Raw genomic sequence first — 16,085 nt, 5'->3', positions numbered from 1 at the left:
AGAAGGAAGAGCCGAAGGCAGAGGACAAGCCGGCTGCTTCCCAGTCCTCCGAGCCGAAGACTTCTGAGACCTCCACGAAGGTCAACAACGGCGATAACGTCCCGTATGTCACCCCGCTGGTGCGCAAGCTGGCTGAGAAGCACGGCGTAGACCTCTCCACCGTCTCCGGCACTGGCGTCGGTGGCCGCATCCGCAAGCAGGACGTCCTGGCCGCCGCCGGCGAAGGTGAGGCACCGGCCTCCTCCGCTAGCGCCTCCTCCAGCAACCCGCGCGCTCGCTGGTCCACCAAGTCTGTGGATCCGGAGAAGCAGGAGCTCATCGGCACCACCCAGAAGGTCAACCGTATCCGCGAGATCACGGCGACCAAGATGGTTGAGGCCCTCCAGATTTCCGCTCAGCTGACCCACGTCCAGGAAGTCGATATGACCGCCATCTGGGATATGCGCAAGCAGTCCAAGCAGGCGTTCATCGACAAGTACGAGGCCAACCTCTCCTTCCTGCCGTTCATCGTGAAGGCCACCGTTGAGGCACTGGTCTCCCACCCGAACGTCAACGCGTCCTACAACCCGGAGACCAAGGAGATGACCTACCACGCTGACGTCAACGTGGCCATCGCCGTGGATACTCCGCGCGGCCTGCTGACCCCGGTCATCCACAAGGCCCAGGAGCTGACGCTGCCGGAGATCGCTCAGAAGATCGCCGAGCTGGCTGATAAGGCCCGCAACAACAAGCTCAAGCCGAACGATCTGACCGGTGCAACCTTCACCGTGACCAACATCGGCTCCGAGGGCGCCCTGCTGGATACCCCGATTCTGGTTCCGCCGCAGGCTGGCATCCTGGGCACCGCCGCTATTACCAAGCGCGCGGTCGTCGTGACCGAGGACGGCCAGGACGCCATCGCCATCCGCCAGATGTGCTACCTGCCGTTCACCTACGACCACCAGGTGGTCGACGGTGCCGACGCTGGTCGCTTCATCACGACCATCAAGGACCGCCTCGAAACCGCTGATTTCGAAGCCGACCTTGACCTCTAAGCCTTAACAAGACCTCCACGTCTTAAGAGGCTGCTCCCCCGCCACCGCGGCGGGGGAGCTTCGTCGTTTTACGTGCTGTTTCTCTCCTCCTACGCCGCACAGCGGCCCAGGGCGGCCCGGCGACAAGCACTCTCATGCCAGCACCCGGCCTAACTGACGAAGATCTCTGCAAATCCTGCGGCGAGTTCAGTAACTTTGGCAGATAGGCGCCTTCCGCGCGCCACCTTCACTCCAAGTACCCACCTGACTGTGACTCAGCACACTAGACTGTGGCGCATGGTTTCTCAGAAATGGTTTCGCGTCGCTTTAGGCATGTTCCTCGTCGCGTGCGGCGCTAATCTTTTTGCTCCCATGGTCGTGGTCTACCAAGTCACCACCAACCTGGGGGTTCTGCAGACGACCTTTCTCTTTGGCATTTATGCCCTCGGCATCATGGTGGCACTTTTCATTGGCGGTCCTCTCTCGGATTCGCTGGGACGCCGCGCCGTCATGCGCCCAGCCGTCCTCATTACCACTGCTGGCTCGCTGGTCTTCCTTGGCGGCGCAGGCGGCGCCTTCCTCCCCTTGCTCATCGGACGCCTGTGTGCCGGGGCTGCAGTGGGACTGGCCATGTCTTCCGGTGCTGCCTGGATTAAGGAGCTCAGCACTCACCTCAGCGTTGGTGCGAAGCGTTCTTCCATTGCCCTGTCGGCCGGCTTCGCCTCCGCGCCTGGAGTCGCCGGCATCGCTGCGGAATTCCTCCCCTGGCCCACCGTCCTGCCTTATCTATTACACATCGCACTTGCCCTCGTCGTGGTCCCACTCGTGTGGACGGTGCCCGAAAAGCGCACCGAACAGCCACAGCCCCATTCACAATCACGGCGCCGTTCCTTAATCCCCACCAGTCTGCTTACTCCCCGCTACGTACCAGTCGTGCTCTATGCACCGTGGGTCTTCGGCTCCGCCACCACTGCCTTCGTCTTCCTCCCCTCGCAGCTCAGTGAGCACCTGCGCCACCCCATTCTCATTGCCGGGCTCTGTGCGCTACTCACCATGGGAAGCGGCGTGGTAATCCAGCAGCTAGCGGGCCGCATCCGCGTAACCGCGTTCCACGGCATGGTGCTGGCCGCGATAGGCATGCTCCTGTGTCTCATCGTCGTCGCGGCGGCACACCACGGCTGGGCGGTGTTCCTCCTCCCCCTCGCGGCCATCATCATGGGCAGCTCCTATGGAATTGGCATGCTCAGCGGGCTCGCAGAAACGCAAGCCATCGCTCACCCGGCGGAACTCGGCGCGGCAACGGGGGTGTTTTATTCGCTGACCTATCTCGGCTTCTTTGCCCCGTTCATCCTCTCGCTTTTGGGCCCTGTCACGGGGTATTCCACCGCCTTCATCATCGGGTTCGCTGTCGCGGCGCTGACTGCCGTGACGCTACATCTCCGAATCAGGGGTAACCGGGGTTAATGTCATGGCATACGCTTTATACTTGGAGCAGTTTAGGTCACACAAACTAACGCCACGAAGGAGATTCACCATATGGATTTCATCTCTCGTCATCTCGGCCCGGATGCAGCCGAGCGTGAAACGATGCTCAAGGCCCTGGGCTACGACAGCGTCGATGCGCTTGTCGATGCCGCCTTGCCAGCCTCCATCCGCGCCACCGAGGCGCTCAACCTCCCGGAGGCTTTGAGCGAAGATGATGCGCAGGCGAAGCTGCGCGAGTACGCCTCCCAGAACGTCGTGCTGAAGTCCTTCTATGGCCAGGGTTACTCCGATACCCTCACCCCGGCGGTCATTCGCCGCGGGCTGCTGGAGGACGCCGGATGGTACACCGCCTACACGCCCTACCAGCCGGAGATCTCGCAGGGCCGCCTCGAGGCACTGCTGAACTTCCAGACCATGATTGAGTCCCTGACCGGCCTTCCCATCGCAAACGCCTCGCTTCTCGACGAAGCCTCTGCCACCGCCGAAGCCGTCGGACTGATGGCCCGCGCGGTGAAGAAGGGCCGCCGCGTGCTGTTGGATTCGCGCTTGCACCCGCAGGTCCTGACCGTGGCCGCTGAGCGCGCCCGCGCCATCGAGCTCGAGGTCGAGATTGCTGATGTCCGCGATGGCATCGTCGGCGAAGACCTCGTCGGTGCAGTTCTGGCTTACACCGGAACCGAGGGCGATATCGTCGACCCGCACGCCGCCATCGAGGAGCTCCACACCCGCGGCGCCCTGGCCGCCGTCGTGGCCGACCCACTGTCGCTGCTCCTTCTAGAAGCGCCTGGTTCGATGGGCGCAGACGTCGTCCTCGGCTCCTCGCAGCGCTTCGGCGTCCCGCTCTTCTTCGGTGGCCCGCACGCGGCCTTCATGTCCGTCACGGATAAGCTCAAGCGCCAGCTTCCGGGCCGCATCGTGGGCGTGTCCAAGGACGCCGCCGGCCGCCCCGCTTATCGTCTGGCGCTGCAAACCCGCGAGCAACACATCCGCCGCGAGCGCGCCACCTCCAATATCTGTACCGCCCAGGCTCTCCTGGCCAACGTGGCCTCGATGTACGCCGTCTACCACGGCCCGCAGGGGCTGAAGGAGATTGCCCAGCGCGTGCATGACCGCGCTTCTGCTTTCGCTGCGGCAGTCACCGGCGCGGGCAAGGAGATTGTCTCCCGCGACTTCTTTGACACCGTGACCGTCACCGGCGTGGATGCCGCCGCCATCAAGACCCAGCTGCAGGAGCAGGGCTACCTGGTGCGCGCCATCGGCTCCGACAAGGTCTCGATCTCCTTCGGCGAGTCCGCTACCAACGAGGACGTCAACACCCTTGCCGCTGCCTTCGACGCCGAGGCCTCCACTAACTCCGAGCCAGCCATGTCTGGCTCCTTCGAGATTCCGTCCGCCGTCCAGCGTTCCGAGGAGCCGCTGCAGCACGAGATCTTCAACTCCCTCCACTCCGAGACCCAGATGCTGCGCTACCTGCGCACCCTGGCGGATAAGGACCTGGCACTCGACCGCACCATGATCCCGCTGGGCTCGTGCACGATGAAGCTCAACCCGACCTCTGCCATGGAGCCCATCTCCTGGCCGGAGTTCGCGGGCATCCACCCGTATGCCCCGGAGGAGACCACCGCTGGTTGGCGCGCGCTGATCGACGAGCTCGAGTCCTGGCTCGCCGATATCACCGGCTACGCCCAGGTTTCGATCCAGCCCAACGCCGGTTCCCAGGGTGAGCTGGCCGGCCTGCTGGCCATTCGTCGCTATCACGTTGCCAACGGCGACCACGGCCGCGATGTCATCCTCATTCCGGCCTCCGCGCACGGCACCAACGCGGCCTCGGCGACCCTGGCGAACCTGCGCGTCGTCGTGATCAAGACCGCTGACGATGGCTCCATTGACGTCGCCGACCTCGACGCCAAGCTCGAGCAGCACGGCGAGCACGTCGCCGGCATCATGATTACCTACCCCTCCACCCACGGCGTCTTCGACCCGGAAGTACGCGAGGTCTGCGACAAGGTCCACGCAGCCGGCGGCCAGGTCTACATCGACGGCGCGAACATGAACGCGCTGGCCGGTTGGGCCCGTCCGGGTGCTTTCGGTGGCGATGTCTCCCACCTCAACCTGCACAAGACTTTCACCATCCCGCACGGCGGAGGTGGCCCGGGCGTGGGCCCGGTGGGCGTCGCCAAGCACTTGGTACCTTTCCTGCCGACGGATGCCAACGATCCCCAGCTGGATCCTGCGCAGCCGGCTGTGGAGGGCACCGGCGTGCCGTCCACAGCATCGCGCTACGGCTCGGCCGGCGTGCTGCCAATTTCCTGGTCTTATCTGGCCATGGTGGGCTCGCAAGGGCTCACGGAGGCCACGAGCCATGCCATCCTCGGCGCGAACTACCTGGCGCAGAGCCTGAAGGATTCCTTCCCCGTTCTCTACACGGGTAATGCCGGCCTGGTGGCGCATGAATGCATCTTTGACCTGCGCGAGCTGACCGACGCCTCCGGCGTCACCGCCGCCGATGTAGCCAAGCGCCTCGTGGACTACGGCTTCCACGCGCCGACCCTGTCCTTCCCGGTGGCCGGCACCCTCATGGTGGAGCCCACCGAGTCCGAGGACCTGGGTGAGCTGGACCGCTTCATCGAAGCCATGCGCTCCATCCGCGCCGAGATCCAGGAGATCATCGACGGCAAGGTGGCCTACGAGGACTCCGTCATCCACCACGCACCGTTCAACGCCGAATCCGTCGCCGCCGACGAGTGGAACTTTGCCTTTAGCCGCCAACAGGCCGCCTACCCGGTGACCTCCCTGCGCGCTAACAAGTACTTCCCGCCGGTGCGCCGCATCGACGAGGCTTACGGTGACCGCAACCTGGTGTGCACCTGCCCGCCGCCAGAGGCTTTTGACTACTCCGACGACAACCAGGAGGTTTAATCAATGACTGACTACCTGCACTCCCCGCTGCATGCTGAGCACGAGAAACTCGGCGCCACCTTCACCCCCTTCGGACCGTGGGAGATGCCGCTGAAGTATGACAACGAGCTCGAGGAGCACCGCGCGGTACGTAATGCCGCAGGCCTCTTCGATCTCTCCCACATGGGTGAAGTCTGGGTCAACGGCCCGGACGCCGCCGAGTTCCTCTCCTATTGCTTCATCTCCAACCTCACCACGCTTAAGGAGGGCAAGGCGAAGTACTCCATGATCTGCGCGGAGGATGGCGGCATCATCGATGACCTCATCACCTACCGCTTGGAGGAGACCAAGTTCCTCGTCGTGCCCAATGCTGGCAACGCCGACACCGTGTGGGAAGCGCTCAACGAGCGCGCCGAGGGCTTCGATGTGGACCTGAAGAACGAGTCCCGCGATGTGGCGATGATCGCCGTCCAGGGCCCAAAGGCGCTGGAGATCCTTGTCCCGCTGGTGGAGGACACCAAGCAGCAGGCTGTCATGGACCTGCCCTACTATGCCGCGATGACCGGCAAGGTGGCCCGCAAGTACGCGTTTATCTGCCGCACCGGCTACACCGGTGAGGATGGCTTCGAGCTCATCGTCTACAACTCCGATGCCCCGGAGCTGTGGGAAGAGCTGCTCAAGGCCGGCGAGGAATACGGCATCAAGCCCTGCGGCTTGGCAGCACGCGACTCGTTGCGCTTGGAGGCAGGCATGCCGCTTTACGGCAACGAGCTCACCCGCGATATCACTCCGGTGGAAGCCGGAATGTCCCGCGCCTTTGCCAAGAAGGAGCAGGACTTTGTGGGCGCTGAGGTGCTGCGCCAGCGCGCCGAGGAAGGCCCGCAGGCCGTTATCACCGGACTGGTCTCCTCCCAGCGCCGCGCCGCGCGCGCCGGTTCCGAGGTCTACGTGGGTGAGAACAAGGTGGGCATGGTGACCTCCGGCCAGCCCTCCCCCACCCTGGGACACCCAGTAGCGCTCGCGCTCATCGATACCGCAGCTGGCCTCGAGCCGGGTGCGGCCGTCGAGGTAGACATCCGCGGCAAGCGCTACCCCTTCGAAGTGTCCGCGCTGCCCTTCTACAAGCGCGATAAGTAAACTCCACTACTGAAGTCAACTACCGAAAGGACACCCCTTCTCATGGCTAACCTTCCTTCCGATTTCTCCTACTCCGAGGACCACGAGTGGATCAACGCCACCGCTGACTCTGTCGTTGGTTCTACCGTCCGTATTGGCATCACCTCCGTGGCCGCTGACCGCCTGGGTGAGGTCGTCTTCGCTGAGCTGCCCGCCGTGGGCGATACCGTCGAGCACGGCGAGACCTGCGGCGAGGTGGAGTCCACCAAGTCCGTGTCTGACCTCTACTCCCCGGTCACCGGCACCGTGACCGCCGTCAACGAGGACGTGCACGATGACTATGCAGTCATCAACAACGATCCCTTCGGTGAGGGCTGGCTCTTCGAGGTCGAGGTCACCGAGGTCGGCGAGCTGATGACCGCCGATGAGTACGCTTCCGCCAACGGCGTCGATTAAAACAACGCTTGAGCAGCGCACACTCAGCCCCTTTCTGGCTGAATCTTCGCGGGGTTTAGGATTGGGTTCATGACTGCTCCCCGCGAACCTTTCTTTCCCGCTGATCGCTCCATCCGCGCTTCCGACGAACCACTGGAGATCCGCCGCTTGGGCCGCATGGGCTACCAAGAGGCCTGGGATCTGCAGGCCGAGCTCGCGGCGGCGCGGGCGGCGGGCACGCAGGGTGATGTCATCCTCGTGGTGGAGCACCCCAACGTCTACACCGCCGGAAAGCGCACGCAGCCGGAGGATATGCCCGATAATGGCCTACCGGTCATTGATGTTGACCGGGGCGGGCGCATCACCTGGCACGGCGAGGGCCAGTTGGTGGTCTACCCCATTATCAAACTGGCCGAGCCGGTTGACGTTGTCGACTACGTCCGCCGTCTTGAGGAGGCCATCATCCAAGCCGTCCGCGAACTCGGCGTGAGCACCGCTGGGCGCATCGATGGCCGCTCGGGTGTGTGGGTTCCTTCCAGCACCCGGGCTGCCGACCCAGCCGCCCCGAAGCGCGACCGCAAGCTAGGTGCGTTGGGCATTCGCGTGACCCGCGGCGTGACCATGCACGGCCTAGCGCTCAACTGCACCAACACCTTGGAGTACTACGAGCACATCGTGGCCTGCGGCATCGATGATGCGGATGTGTCGACGCTGTCGCTTGAGCTCGGCCGTGAGGTGACCATGGAGGAGGCAGAAGCCCCGCTTCTCGACGCCCTCCGCAAAGCCCTCTCCGGCGAACTGACGGTGGCCGACCACACCTTTGCCTCGGCCCCAGATCCCATCAAAGTGGCCAACGAGAAGGCCCGCCAAGCCCGCAAAGCCGCGCAAGAAAAATAGCGGCTACCCTCGGTGGAATAAAGCAGCCACTCGTAGGGCTTGTATTAGAAAGAGCTAGTTCAACACCTAAAGTGAGGTTCCGTGACTGTTAAGCCTGAAGGACGCAAGATGCTCCGCATTGAGAAGAAGAATGCGGAGTCTCCCATCGAACAGAAGCCGCGCTGGATCCGCAACCAGGTTCGCACCGGCCCTGGGTATGAGGACATGAAATCTCGCGTGACTGGTGCTTCCCTGCACACCGTGTGCCAGGAGGCTGGCTGCCCCAATATTCACGAGTGCTGGGAATCGCGTGAGGCTACGTTCCTCATCGGCGGCGACAAGTGCACTCGCCGCTGTGATTTCTGCGATATCGCTACCGGCAAGCCAGCGGAGCTGGACCGCGACGAACCGCGCCGTGTGGCAGAGAATATCCAGGAAATGGATCTCAACTACACCACCATTACGGGTGTTACCCGCGATGATCTGCCGGATGAGGGTGCCTGGCTCTACGCTGAGGTCGTCCGCAAGATTCATGAACTCAACCCGAACACCGGCGTGGAGAACCTCACCCCGGACTTCTCCGGCAAGCCGGACCTGCTCCAAGAGGTTTTTGAAGCCCGCCCTGAGGTCTTCGCCCACAACCTGGAGACGGTGCCGCGCATCTTCAAGCGCATCCGCCCGGCCTTCCGCTATGAGCGTTCGCTCGACGTCATCCGCCAGGCCCACGACTTTGGCCTGATTACCAAGTCCAACCTCATCCTGGGCATGGGCGAAACCGCAGAGGAGATCGAGGAAGCACTGCGCGACCTGCGCTCGGCAGGCTGCGACATCATCACGATTACCCAGTACCTGCGCCCCGGCCCGCGCTTCCACCCGATCGAGCGCTGGGTGCGCCCGGAGGAGTTCGTGGAGCACTCCAAGCTGGCCAAGGAGCTCGGCTTTGGTGGCGTCATGTCTGGCCCGCTGGTCCGCTCCTCCTACCGCGCTGGCCGCCTCTACGTGCAGGCCATGGAGGCACGCGGCCTCGAGCTTCCGGAGAACCTGAAGCACCTGGCGGAGACTTCCCAGGGCGCTACAGCTCAGGAGGCTTCCACCCTTCTCGAGAAGTATGGCCCCTCCGAGGAAACTCCGGTGACCACGCGCATGGCCAAGACCCCTGCACAGGCCAACTCTGTTGCCGCTACCATCCGCTAACGCGTTTCTCTTTTTATTCCCCTTGCCCTTAAAGTAGGAGACATGGCTAAGGACGATAAGGCGTCGCTCAAGGACGCGAAGAAGCAAGAGCGGGCGGCCAAGCGCGCCCAGCGCAAGCAGAACTGGTCACAGATGTGGCAAGCGTTCAACATGCAGCGCAAGCAGGACAAGGCTCTCATCCCCATCATGCTGGCTGCATTCTTGGGCATGGGCTTGCTCTTCTTCCTTATCGGCACGCTTTTCAACGGCCAGTGGTTCATGCTCATCATCGGCCTGGGCCTTGGTGCGATGCTCGCCATGTTCCTGTTCACTCGCCGCCTTGAGCGCGACATGTACAAGAAGGTGGAGGACCAGCCAGGTGTCGCCGGCTGGGCTTTGGAGCAGCAGCTGCGCAACACCGTGGGCGTGGTGTGGAAGGTCAAGCCTGGCGTGGCTGCGACCCGCCAGCAGGATCTGGTTCACCGCGTGATCGGTAACTCCGGCGTCATTTTCGTCGTCGAAGGTGACCGCAAGCGCGTCGCCCCTACCCTCAACCGTTTGAAGAAGCGCGTTGACCGCCTGGCTGGCGGTGTGCCGGTGTACGAGGTCTTCGTGGGCAGCGGTGAGGACGAAGTGCCGGTGTCCAAGCTGCGCACCCACATCATGAAGCTGCCGCGCAACTACAACAAGAACGAAACCTACGAGAACATTCGCCGCATCGAGGCCATGGATGATCTGCCGGGCACTACTCCGGGCCTGCCCAAAGGCCCAATGCCCCGCCAGGCTCAAAACATGGCGGGCATGAACCGCCGCATGCGCCGCATGCAGGAGCGCAAGGGCGGCAAATAAGCCACCTCGTTTCCGTACAAGAAGGGGTCCCTTCCGAGATAACCGGAAGGGACCCCTTCTTTACCTTGCGATTCTTCGTTGCTTTAGAACCATCCTAGCCTTCGTGACCAGGTTTCGTCAGATGGTTCTACTCAGATGGTTTACTTGACCCCAAGTAAACCATCTAGCGTTATGAAGAAGGTTTGTTTGCCCCCAAACAAACCTTTTCAGGGGAACCACGTGTGGGGCATCTGTGGTGGATACGACCTGCTGACGCAGAACAAGCCTTAGGCCATGATGACGGCGGTGCCGGTGGCGCGGTCGTGGAGGCCGCGGCCGTCGGCATCGACCATCACTGCGGGGAAAAGCACTGCAGTCAGCAGCGTGCGGACCGCGGCTCGCCACAAGCCAACGGAAGAGCCCGGCACATCAAGACGTGCGACTCCCATCCCCAGCAGCGCCATGCCCGGGGTGCGGGCGAAGAGCCAACCGCACACGATGCCCATGACTACCCACACCGCATAGCCCAAGAATGCCGGGCCACCGAGCGAATTCGTAAAGAGCTCGAGGAGATTGGCTATTAGCATTGCCAAGAGCCAGTCAATGAGAACGCCAAAAGTGCGCCGCATTACAGAAGCCAGGGAACCTGAGCCCTCCTTGGGCAAACCCATTGTTTGCCCAGGCCACTGCCCGTTCTCAAAGCCATCGTTGTTATCAGCCATGCCCACCAATCTAGCCGTCGGCTCTGCTAAGCAGAAAATTTGCCTCCACGTGCCCCAGACACCCCAGCGACAAAGCCAATACCTGTAAACTAGTCGGGAGTACTACACGTCAACCAACAGGAGACCACCGTGTCCTTTGAGACAATCCAGGACGTCATCGCATTCATCAAGGAAGAGGACGTCAAGTTCGTTGACATCCGGTTTACGGACGTCCCCGGCACTGAGCACCACTTCTCTATTCCGGCCGAGGAATTTACTGAAGACGCAGCTGCCGAAGGCCTCGCCTTTGATGGTTCTTCCATCCGCGGATTTACCACCATCGATGAGTCCGATATGACGCTGCTGCCGGATCCGAAGACCGCCTTCGTGGATCCTTTCCGCACCGCGAAGACCCTGAACATCAAGTTCTTCGTCCACGACCCGTTTACCTTGGAGCCCTTTAGCCGCGACCCGCGCAACATCGCTCGCAAGGCTGAGGAGTACCTCGCTTCCACCGGCATCGCGGATACCTGTAACTTCGGCGCTGAAGCTGAGTTCTATATTTTCGACTCCGTGCGCTACAGCACCGACGTTAACCACGGCTTCTACGAGGTTGATACCGATGAAGGCTGGTGGAACCGCGGTTCCGAGACCAACTTCGATGGCACCCCGAACACCGGTTTTAAGACTCGCGTGAAGGGCGGCTACTTCCCTACGGCGCCCGTCGACAAGCACGGCGAAGTTCGCGACGCCATGGTGGAGCAGCTGCAGAAGGCAGGCTTTGTCATCGAGCGTTTCCACCACGAGGTGGGCAGCGGCCAGAACGAGATCAACTACCGCTTCAACTCCCTGCTGCACGCGGCGGATGATATTCAGACCTTCAAGTACATCATCAAGAACACCGCGGAGCAGTTCGGCAAGACCGTGACCTTCATGCCTAAGCCGCTGGCCGGCGATAACGGCTCCGGCATGCACGCCCACATGTCGCTGTGGCAGGATGGCAAGCCGCTCTTCCACGATGAGGCCGGCTATGCAGGCCTGTCTGACATTGCTCGCTACTACATCGGCGGCATCCTGGCCCACGCACCGGCGGTTCTGGCGTTCACGAACGCAACCCTGAACTCCTACCACCGCCTGGTTCCGGGCTTTGAGGCACCGATCAACCTGGTGTACTCGCAGCGCAACCGCTCGGCTGCCATCCGCATCCCGATTACCGGCTCCAACCCGAAGGCAAAGCGCATCGAGTTCCGCGCGCCGGATCCGTCCGGCAACCCCTACTTCGGTTTCGCCGCCATGATGATGGCAGGCCTCGACGGCATCAAGAACCGCATCGAGCCGCACGCTCCGGTGGATAAGGACCTCTACGAGCTGCCGCCGGCAGAGGCTGCCTCGATTCCGCAGGCACCGACCTCCCTGGAGGCGTCCATCGCAGCGCTTGAGGAGGACAACGACTTCCTCACTGAAGGCGATGTCTTCTCCGAGGACCTCATCGAGACCTACATCAACTACAAGCGTGAGAACGAAATCGCACCGGTGCGCCTGCGTCCGACTCCGCAGGAATTTGAGATGTACTACGACTGCTAGAGGTAAGCTGTCCTAGCTGCACTGATATGACAGGTACGACAGGCTTCGACGTTTCGCTTGATTCGTCGGAGCCTGTCGTCGTATCACCGCCTAATACAACAGCCCCACTGTGTTCTCCCCTACTGGCGCGCCCACAATGGCGCAATCTCACGTGCTGTTCAACCACAGTACAAGGGACATGTGCGCAGTAAATGGTTACTATTCCCCTCTGTGACTGATAGATTCCGCCAACTACCACCGCCCGGCCCCGCGTGGGGCGGCAGCCTCATGGGCACCTCCATCGTCTCCAGGTTGCTCGTTGAGGAAGGCATGCTAACTGGCTCTGCCATCTTCGCAGCGCTATCCTGCGTCATCCTTCTCGTACTGACGGTGGGTTTCGCGGTGTATCGGCAGCCCAGCTTCGCGCGGACTTCAATGGCTGAGTGGTCCATGTACTTCATCGGCATCCTGGCACTCGGCGCAGCACTGTCCGGGTTGACGGATATCGGAACCTTCCGCCTAGTGGGCTTCTGGATCGGTGGCCCCGTCACCGTCATCACGTGGGCCATCCAGCTCACCCGTTTCGACGGCCAGCCGCGCTTTACCTGGGGCCTGCCGCTGGTCGGCCCCATGATTTCCTCCTCCGTGGCCGGCTTCCTCGCCCTCGACTACGGGCGCGCCTACCACGTGATGGGCACCGTTTTATTCATCATGTCTATCTCCACTGCGGTCCCCATCTTCATCCGCGTGTATTGGGCTGCTTGGCACGGCAAAGTCAACCTCACCGGCGCCAACTCCGCGACGGCCTGGGTTCCGTTAGGCGTGGTGGGCCAATCCACTACCGCCATGCAGATCCTCTACCCCGGTAGTTTCTCTGTCTACTACGGGCTCACCGCCATGGTCATTGCCATCCCCCTCGCGCTTTATGCCATGGTCACCTTCTACCCCAACGTGGCTCGCTGGGTGGATTACTCGCCCGCGTGGTGGGCCTGCACATTCCCACCGGGAACGGTCAGCATGGGCGGGCACCAAGTAGCGCTGGTGAATGGCTCGGAGCTTCTCGACGTCATCGCGCTCAGCATCCCGGTGCTGCTTGTCGCACACTGGTCTGCCTGCTCCTGCCGCTTCATTGGCTGGCTCGTCGAGGGCCGGCGCGCACGCACAAGCGGGGCCAGCCCACTCTCGGACTAGCCCCGCCACGTGCAATGCTGGACGCTTAGGAAGCCTTAGTTCTCGGCCTTCTCAAACTGGATGACCTGGCCCTGGCTACCCAGTGCGTAGTTGTTTCCCTCCAGGGGGAAGACAACGGGCTTGGCCGAGAGAATAGCCTTGAGCGCATCGGCGTCGGCCATGGCATCCGGGGAGCATGCACGCAGCGTAGAGTTCAGGTTCTCCACCACAATGGCATCGGTCTGATCCAGCTTGTAGCTAGCACCACCGGAGTTGCAGCCATCGTTGTAGGCGAGGGTTCCATCGGAATTGAAGGTCACGGAAATCTCTGGGTTCTTCTTTGCGGTGAAGGTACCGTTGAGAACCTTCTGGGCCTCATCAGCCGGCAGCTTGTCTTGCAGACCGTCGACGTCCTCGTACTTCTCAATCAGCCCGGAGCCTTCCGGCGCTTCAGAGTCCTCCGGGGTGCCCGGACCGCCAAAGAGGCGGGAGCTCAGCTCCTGGATCTGGCTGGACTGCGGGGAATCGACGGAGGACAGCTCTTGCGCACCGGCAGTACCGGCGCCCAGGACGCCGCCGGCGAGGGCGACGAACGCGGTTGCAGTGGTTACTTTCTTCAGTGTGCGTGAAATCATGGCCCCGAAGCTATCGGCCACGGCCGCCGACATCAACCCATTTCATGCGTTTCCGATGATATTTTGAGGCAACTCTACAACTCCCCCATCCCCTTACAGGCCGCAGACTAAAACACAGAAAGTGGCCAACCTCCCGCTGGGGGTTGGCCACTGATAAGGAAGGTTATTTACTTCTCTTCAGGGGTATCGACCTTGACGAACTGAATTGCCTGCCCATCTTTGACCAATGCGATGGTGGTGTCATCGATGGAATAGACCTGTGGCTTCTTCGGAACAATGACGTTGAAATCGTGAACATCGACCATCACGTCCGGCTCGCAAGCCTTCATAGTGGTAATGACGTCTTTGATCTCTAGGGCGCCGGTGTCCTCCGCGATAGAGTATGTACCGTTACCGAGGTTACAACCATCAGAAACTCCTACGGTTCCATCCGGTTGGAAGGAAAGCCCGATCTTATCGTTCTTCTTCGCAACGAAGCTGCCGTTGAGAACCTCCTTGGCTTGCTCTGCCGTCAGCGGTTCCGTGAGGCCCTCCACGTCCTCTGCCTTTTCAATCAGGCCAGAACCTTCCGGTGCTTCTGGGTTCTCGGGGTTTTCCGGAGCAGGCTTCGAGCTCCCAAACAGTGTGGAGCTCAGCTGCGCCAGCTCACCGGAGCTGGAGCCGAAGGAGATTCCAGAAGAAGGCTCTGCCGCGGAGGCAACCCCGGTTCCGAGTGCCGTGCCAGCGAATGCGGCGAAGGTTGTGGCGATGGTTACTTTCTTGAATCTGAGTGACAACATGATCCTGAAGCTATGCGGGATAGTTTCATATAGCAATGTTTTTTATGCATTTCCCATGATATTGACACGTTCTCCCAATGTCGCCGGAGGCCAGTTCTCCCCGCTTGCCGCAGCCAGGCTGGCAGCATAAACACCTGTTTAAAGCACTAAAACCAGATTAAGAGGCGCGCTTGACGTATCCCATCCGCAGTCAGAACATGATGAGAAGGGCGATCGAGCCCCACAAAGTGGCGGGCACACTCACAGGTTTTGGTGCAGTCATCTAGCGCCGCGGTTACAACTGGGTTAGCTCAAATTCCACTTGCTCGCCTTCGCGGCCGTTAATCACCAAGCTTAAGGCCTGCGTGCCCGGATAGTAGGTGCGTGTGCTGGTGACCCGAAACGGGTGCGTCTTGGTCACCACTCGGGTTTCGCCCGGATCAAGCGTGTATTTGCCGAGGCGAAACACACTGGGCTTCCGGGTTCCGTTCTTTTTAAGGAAGTGCACGCGATACTCTGCAAGCACATGTGCGGGCGCATCGCCGGTGTTGGTGAGTGTCGTTGAAAGAGTCGCCTTTTCACCAATGGCCACAGTGTGGGGGAACTCGGGGCGGGTGGCGGTGACGGCGGTGGACGGAGAAAAGCCAACAAGCTCTAGGGCCTCCTTATTGCCGCGCTTGATCAGCCCGCGCAACCCCTGTTCCACCACCCACGCTGCGTGCGACGATCCGCTGTCTGCCCATCGCGAGGCGGTTGCAAGAGCCAACTCGGGGTGCGTACGGCCAATGTCGTTGAGGTTGTTGGCTACGGACTTGCGCACGAACAGCGACGCATCGTCGTACAGCCGGCCCAGGACCGGAAGGATCGGCGAGGGGTCCGCCACAAACGGCGCGTGCACCTTTGCCCACGGCAGGCGCGGACGGATGCCCTCGGAAGCCAGGCGGCGCACGTTGTGGCTGTCCGAACCAGCCCACTCATTCACCCGGGCCATGGTCAGCTCTGGGTAGCGCTCTAAGAAGGGACGCACCGCGAACTCACCGGTGAACACCCTGGTGAGCGCCTCAATTGCATCTAAAGAAACCTCCGGCTCATCTATCCCGTACAGCTCGATGAAACGGCTCACCGGCCACAGGTGGAATGCGTGGTTGAAGTAACCTTCCCCCTCCGCAAGCTCGGGCCCAAGCTTATCGACGATTCCGCCAATCACCCCGACATAATCCCCGCCGAGCTGTTCCCGAAGCCCTTGTGCAAACACGGTCACGCGGTCCAGGATCTCTAAATCCTCGACTCGCGGCGCGACCCACGCGGCGTACTCTTCGCCGTCAATTCCAAGCTGTGCACCGAGTTTTTGTGCCGTGTCAGCGTTGAAGTAGTCCTTCATTTTGGGAGCCATAGCTGTGCATGTTACCCGGCGCGGAGAGACTTTTTCGCGGC

14 protein-coding genes are annotated in these 16,085 nt (G+C 61.7%); 10 read left to right on the top strand and 4 right to left on the bottom strand.

The window, feature by feature from the left end; translation table 11 throughout:
• The 8 genes from sucB to HMPREF2806_RS08700 all read left to right on the top strand — a co-directional run.
• Nucleotides 1–1,034: 2-oxoglutarate dehydrogenase, E2 component, dihydrolipoamide succinyltransferase (gene sucB / locus HMPREF2806_RS08735; protein WP_070510665.1), on the top strand; the 1,034-nt coding region annotated here is incomplete at its 5' end.
• Between the two features lie 276 nt (nucleotides 1,035–1,310).
• Nucleotides 1,311–2,477 (top strand): MFS transporter, encoded by a 1,167-nt coding sequence (locus HMPREF2806_RS08730; RefSeq protein ID WP_070517392.1) that lies wholly within the window; start codon nucleotides 1,311–1,313, stop codon nucleotides 2,475–2,477.
• 72 nt (nucleotides 2,478–2,549) lie between these two features.
• A complete protein-coding gene (gene gcvP / locus HMPREF2806_RS08725; RefSeq protein WP_070517390.1) occupies nucleotides 2,550–5,417 on the top strand; it encodes an aminomethyl-transferring glycine dehydrogenase in 2,868 nt (955 codons plus the stop codon).
• 3 nt (nucleotides 5,418–5,420) lie between these two features.
• On the top strand, nucleotides 5,421–6,533 hold the full coding sequence (gcvT, locus tag HMPREF2806_RS08720) for a glycine cleavage system aminomethyltransferase GcvT (protein ID WP_070510671.1): 1,113 nt from the start codon (nucleotides 5,421–5,423) through the stop codon (nucleotides 6,531–6,533).
• A gap of 42 nt (nucleotides 6,534–6,575) precedes the next feature.
• Nucleotides 6,576–6,968, top strand: a complete 393-nt coding sequence (gcvH, locus tag HMPREF2806_RS08715; protein WP_046647929.1) for a glycine cleavage system protein GcvH — start codon at nucleotides 6,576–6,578, stop codon at nucleotides 6,966–6,968.
• A gap of 69 nt (nucleotides 6,969–7,037) precedes the next feature.
• Complete coding sequence (gene lipB / locus HMPREF2806_RS08710) at nucleotides 7,038–7,844, top strand: lipoyl(octanoyl) transferase LipB (RefSeq protein ID WP_046647928.1); 807 nt, start codon at nucleotides 7,038–7,040, stop codon at nucleotides 7,842–7,844.
• 108 nt (nucleotides 7,845–7,952) lie between these two features.
• On the top strand, nucleotides 7,953–9,017 hold the full coding sequence (lipA, locus tag HMPREF2806_RS08705) for a lipoyl synthase (RefSeq protein ID WP_070510675.1): 1,065 nt from the start codon (nucleotides 7,953–7,955) through the stop codon (nucleotides 9,015–9,017).
• Between the two features lie 42 nt (nucleotides 9,018–9,059).
• Nucleotides 9,060–9,845, top strand: coding sequence for a DUF4191 domain-containing protein (locus tag HMPREF2806_RS08700; RefSeq protein WP_070517389.1), 786 nt, complete (start codon nucleotides 9,060–9,062; stop codon nucleotides 9,843–9,845).
• A gap of 266 nt (nucleotides 9,846–10,111) precedes the next feature.
• On the opposite strand, the gene HMPREF2806_RS08695 is transcribed toward HMPREF2806_RS08700, so the two are convergent.
• Nucleotides 10,112–10,546 (bottom strand): RDD family protein, encoded by a 435-nt coding sequence (locus tag HMPREF2806_RS08695; protein ID WP_070517387.1) that lies wholly within the window; start codon nucleotides 10,544–10,546, stop codon nucleotides 10,112–10,114.
• A gap of 129 nt (nucleotides 10,547–10,675) precedes the next feature.
• Here HMPREF2806_RS08695 and glnA point away from each other — a divergent pair, with 129 nt between their 5' ends.
• A complete protein-coding gene (glnA, locus tag HMPREF2806_RS08690; RefSeq protein ID WP_046647924.1) occupies nucleotides 10,676–12,109 on the top strand; it encodes a type I glutamate--ammonia ligase in 1,434 nt (477 codons plus the stop codon).
• Between the two features lie 210 nt (nucleotides 12,110–12,319).
• Nucleotides 12,320–13,279: a TDT family transporter gene (locus tag HMPREF2806_RS08685; RefSeq protein ID WP_175974538.1), complete on the top strand. Its 960-nt coding sequence runs from the start codon at nucleotides 12,320–12,322 to the stop codon at nucleotides 13,277–13,279.
• A gap of 35 nt (nucleotides 13,280–13,314) precedes the next feature.
• Here HMPREF2806_RS08685 and HMPREF2806_RS08680 read toward each other — a convergent pair whose 3' ends face one another.
• The 3 genes from HMPREF2806_RS08680 to HMPREF2806_RS08670 form a co-directional block, all read right to left on the bottom strand.
• Nucleotides 13,315–13,893: an META domain-containing protein gene (locus tag HMPREF2806_RS08680; RefSeq protein WP_230308874.1), complete on the bottom strand. Its 579-nt coding sequence runs from the start codon at nucleotides 13,891–13,893 to the stop codon at nucleotides 13,315–13,317.
• 167 nt (nucleotides 13,894–14,060) lie between these two features.
• Nucleotides 14,061–14,672 carry an META domain-containing protein gene (locus tag HMPREF2806_RS08675; protein WP_046647746.1) on the bottom strand — a complete coding sequence of 204 codons (612 nt, stop codon included), beginning with the start codon at nucleotides 14,670–14,672 and terminating at the stop codon, nucleotides 14,061–14,063.
• 274 nt (nucleotides 14,673–14,946) lie between these two features.
• Nucleotides 14,947–16,044 (bottom strand): DNA alkylation repair protein, encoded by a 1,098-nt coding sequence (locus tag HMPREF2806_RS08670; protein WP_065422016.1) that lies wholly within the window; start codon nucleotides 16,042–16,044, stop codon nucleotides 14,947–14,949.
• Nucleotides 16,045–16,085 lie beyond the last annotated feature (41 nt).

It is taken from the genome of Corynebacterium sp. HMSC076G08, from assembly GCF_001811515.1.
In the GTDB taxonomy this organism is placed as follows: Bacteria; Actinomycetota; Actinomycetes; order Mycobacteriales; family Mycobacteriaceae; genus Corynebacterium; species Corynebacterium hiratae.
This window is presented reverse-complemented; position numbering and strand designations above follow the sequence as displayed.

Coding starts and splice junctions, on each gene's coding strand:
- HMPREF2806_RS08675 (WP_046647746.1), bottom strand. CDS start 14,672: ATGTTGTCACTCAGATTCAAGAAAGTAACCATCGCCACAACCTTCGCC.
- HMPREF2806_RS08700 (WP_070517389.1), top strand. CDS start 9,060: ATGGCTAAGGACGATAAGGCGTCGCTCAAGGACGCGAAGAAGCAAGAG.
- HMPREF2806_RS08670 (WP_065422016.1), bottom strand. CDS start 16,044: ATGGCTCCCAAAATGAAGGACTACTTCAACGCTGACACGGCACAAAAA.
- lipA (WP_070510675.1), top strand. CDS start 7,953: ATGCTCCGCATTGAGAAGAAGAATGCGGAGTCTCCCATCGAACAGAAG.
- HMPREF2806_RS08695 (WP_070517387.1), bottom strand. CDS start 10,546: ATGGCTGATAACAACGATGGCTTTGAGAACGGGCAGTGGCCTGGGCAA.
- HMPREF2806_RS08680 (WP_230308874.1), bottom strand. CDS start 13,893: ATGATTTCACGCACACTGAAGAAAGTAACCACTGCAACCGCGTTCGTC.
- gcvT (WP_070510671.1), top strand. CDS start 5,421: ATGACTGACTACCTGCACTCCCCGCTGCATGCTGAGCACGAGAAACTC.
- gcvH (WP_046647929.1), top strand. CDS start 6,576: ATGGCTAACCTTCCTTCCGATTTCTCCTACTCCGAGGACCACGAGTGG.
- gcvP (WP_070517390.1), top strand. CDS start 2,550: ATGGATTTCATCTCTCGTCATCTCGGCCCGGATGCAGCCGAGCGTGAA.
- HMPREF2806_RS08730 (WP_070517392.1), top strand. CDS start 1,311: ATGGTTTCTCAGAAATGGTTTCGCGTCGCTTTAGGCATGTTCCTCGTC.
- lipB (WP_046647928.1), top strand. CDS start 7,038: ATGACTGCTCCCCGCGAACCTTTCTTTCCCGCTGATCGCTCCATCCGC.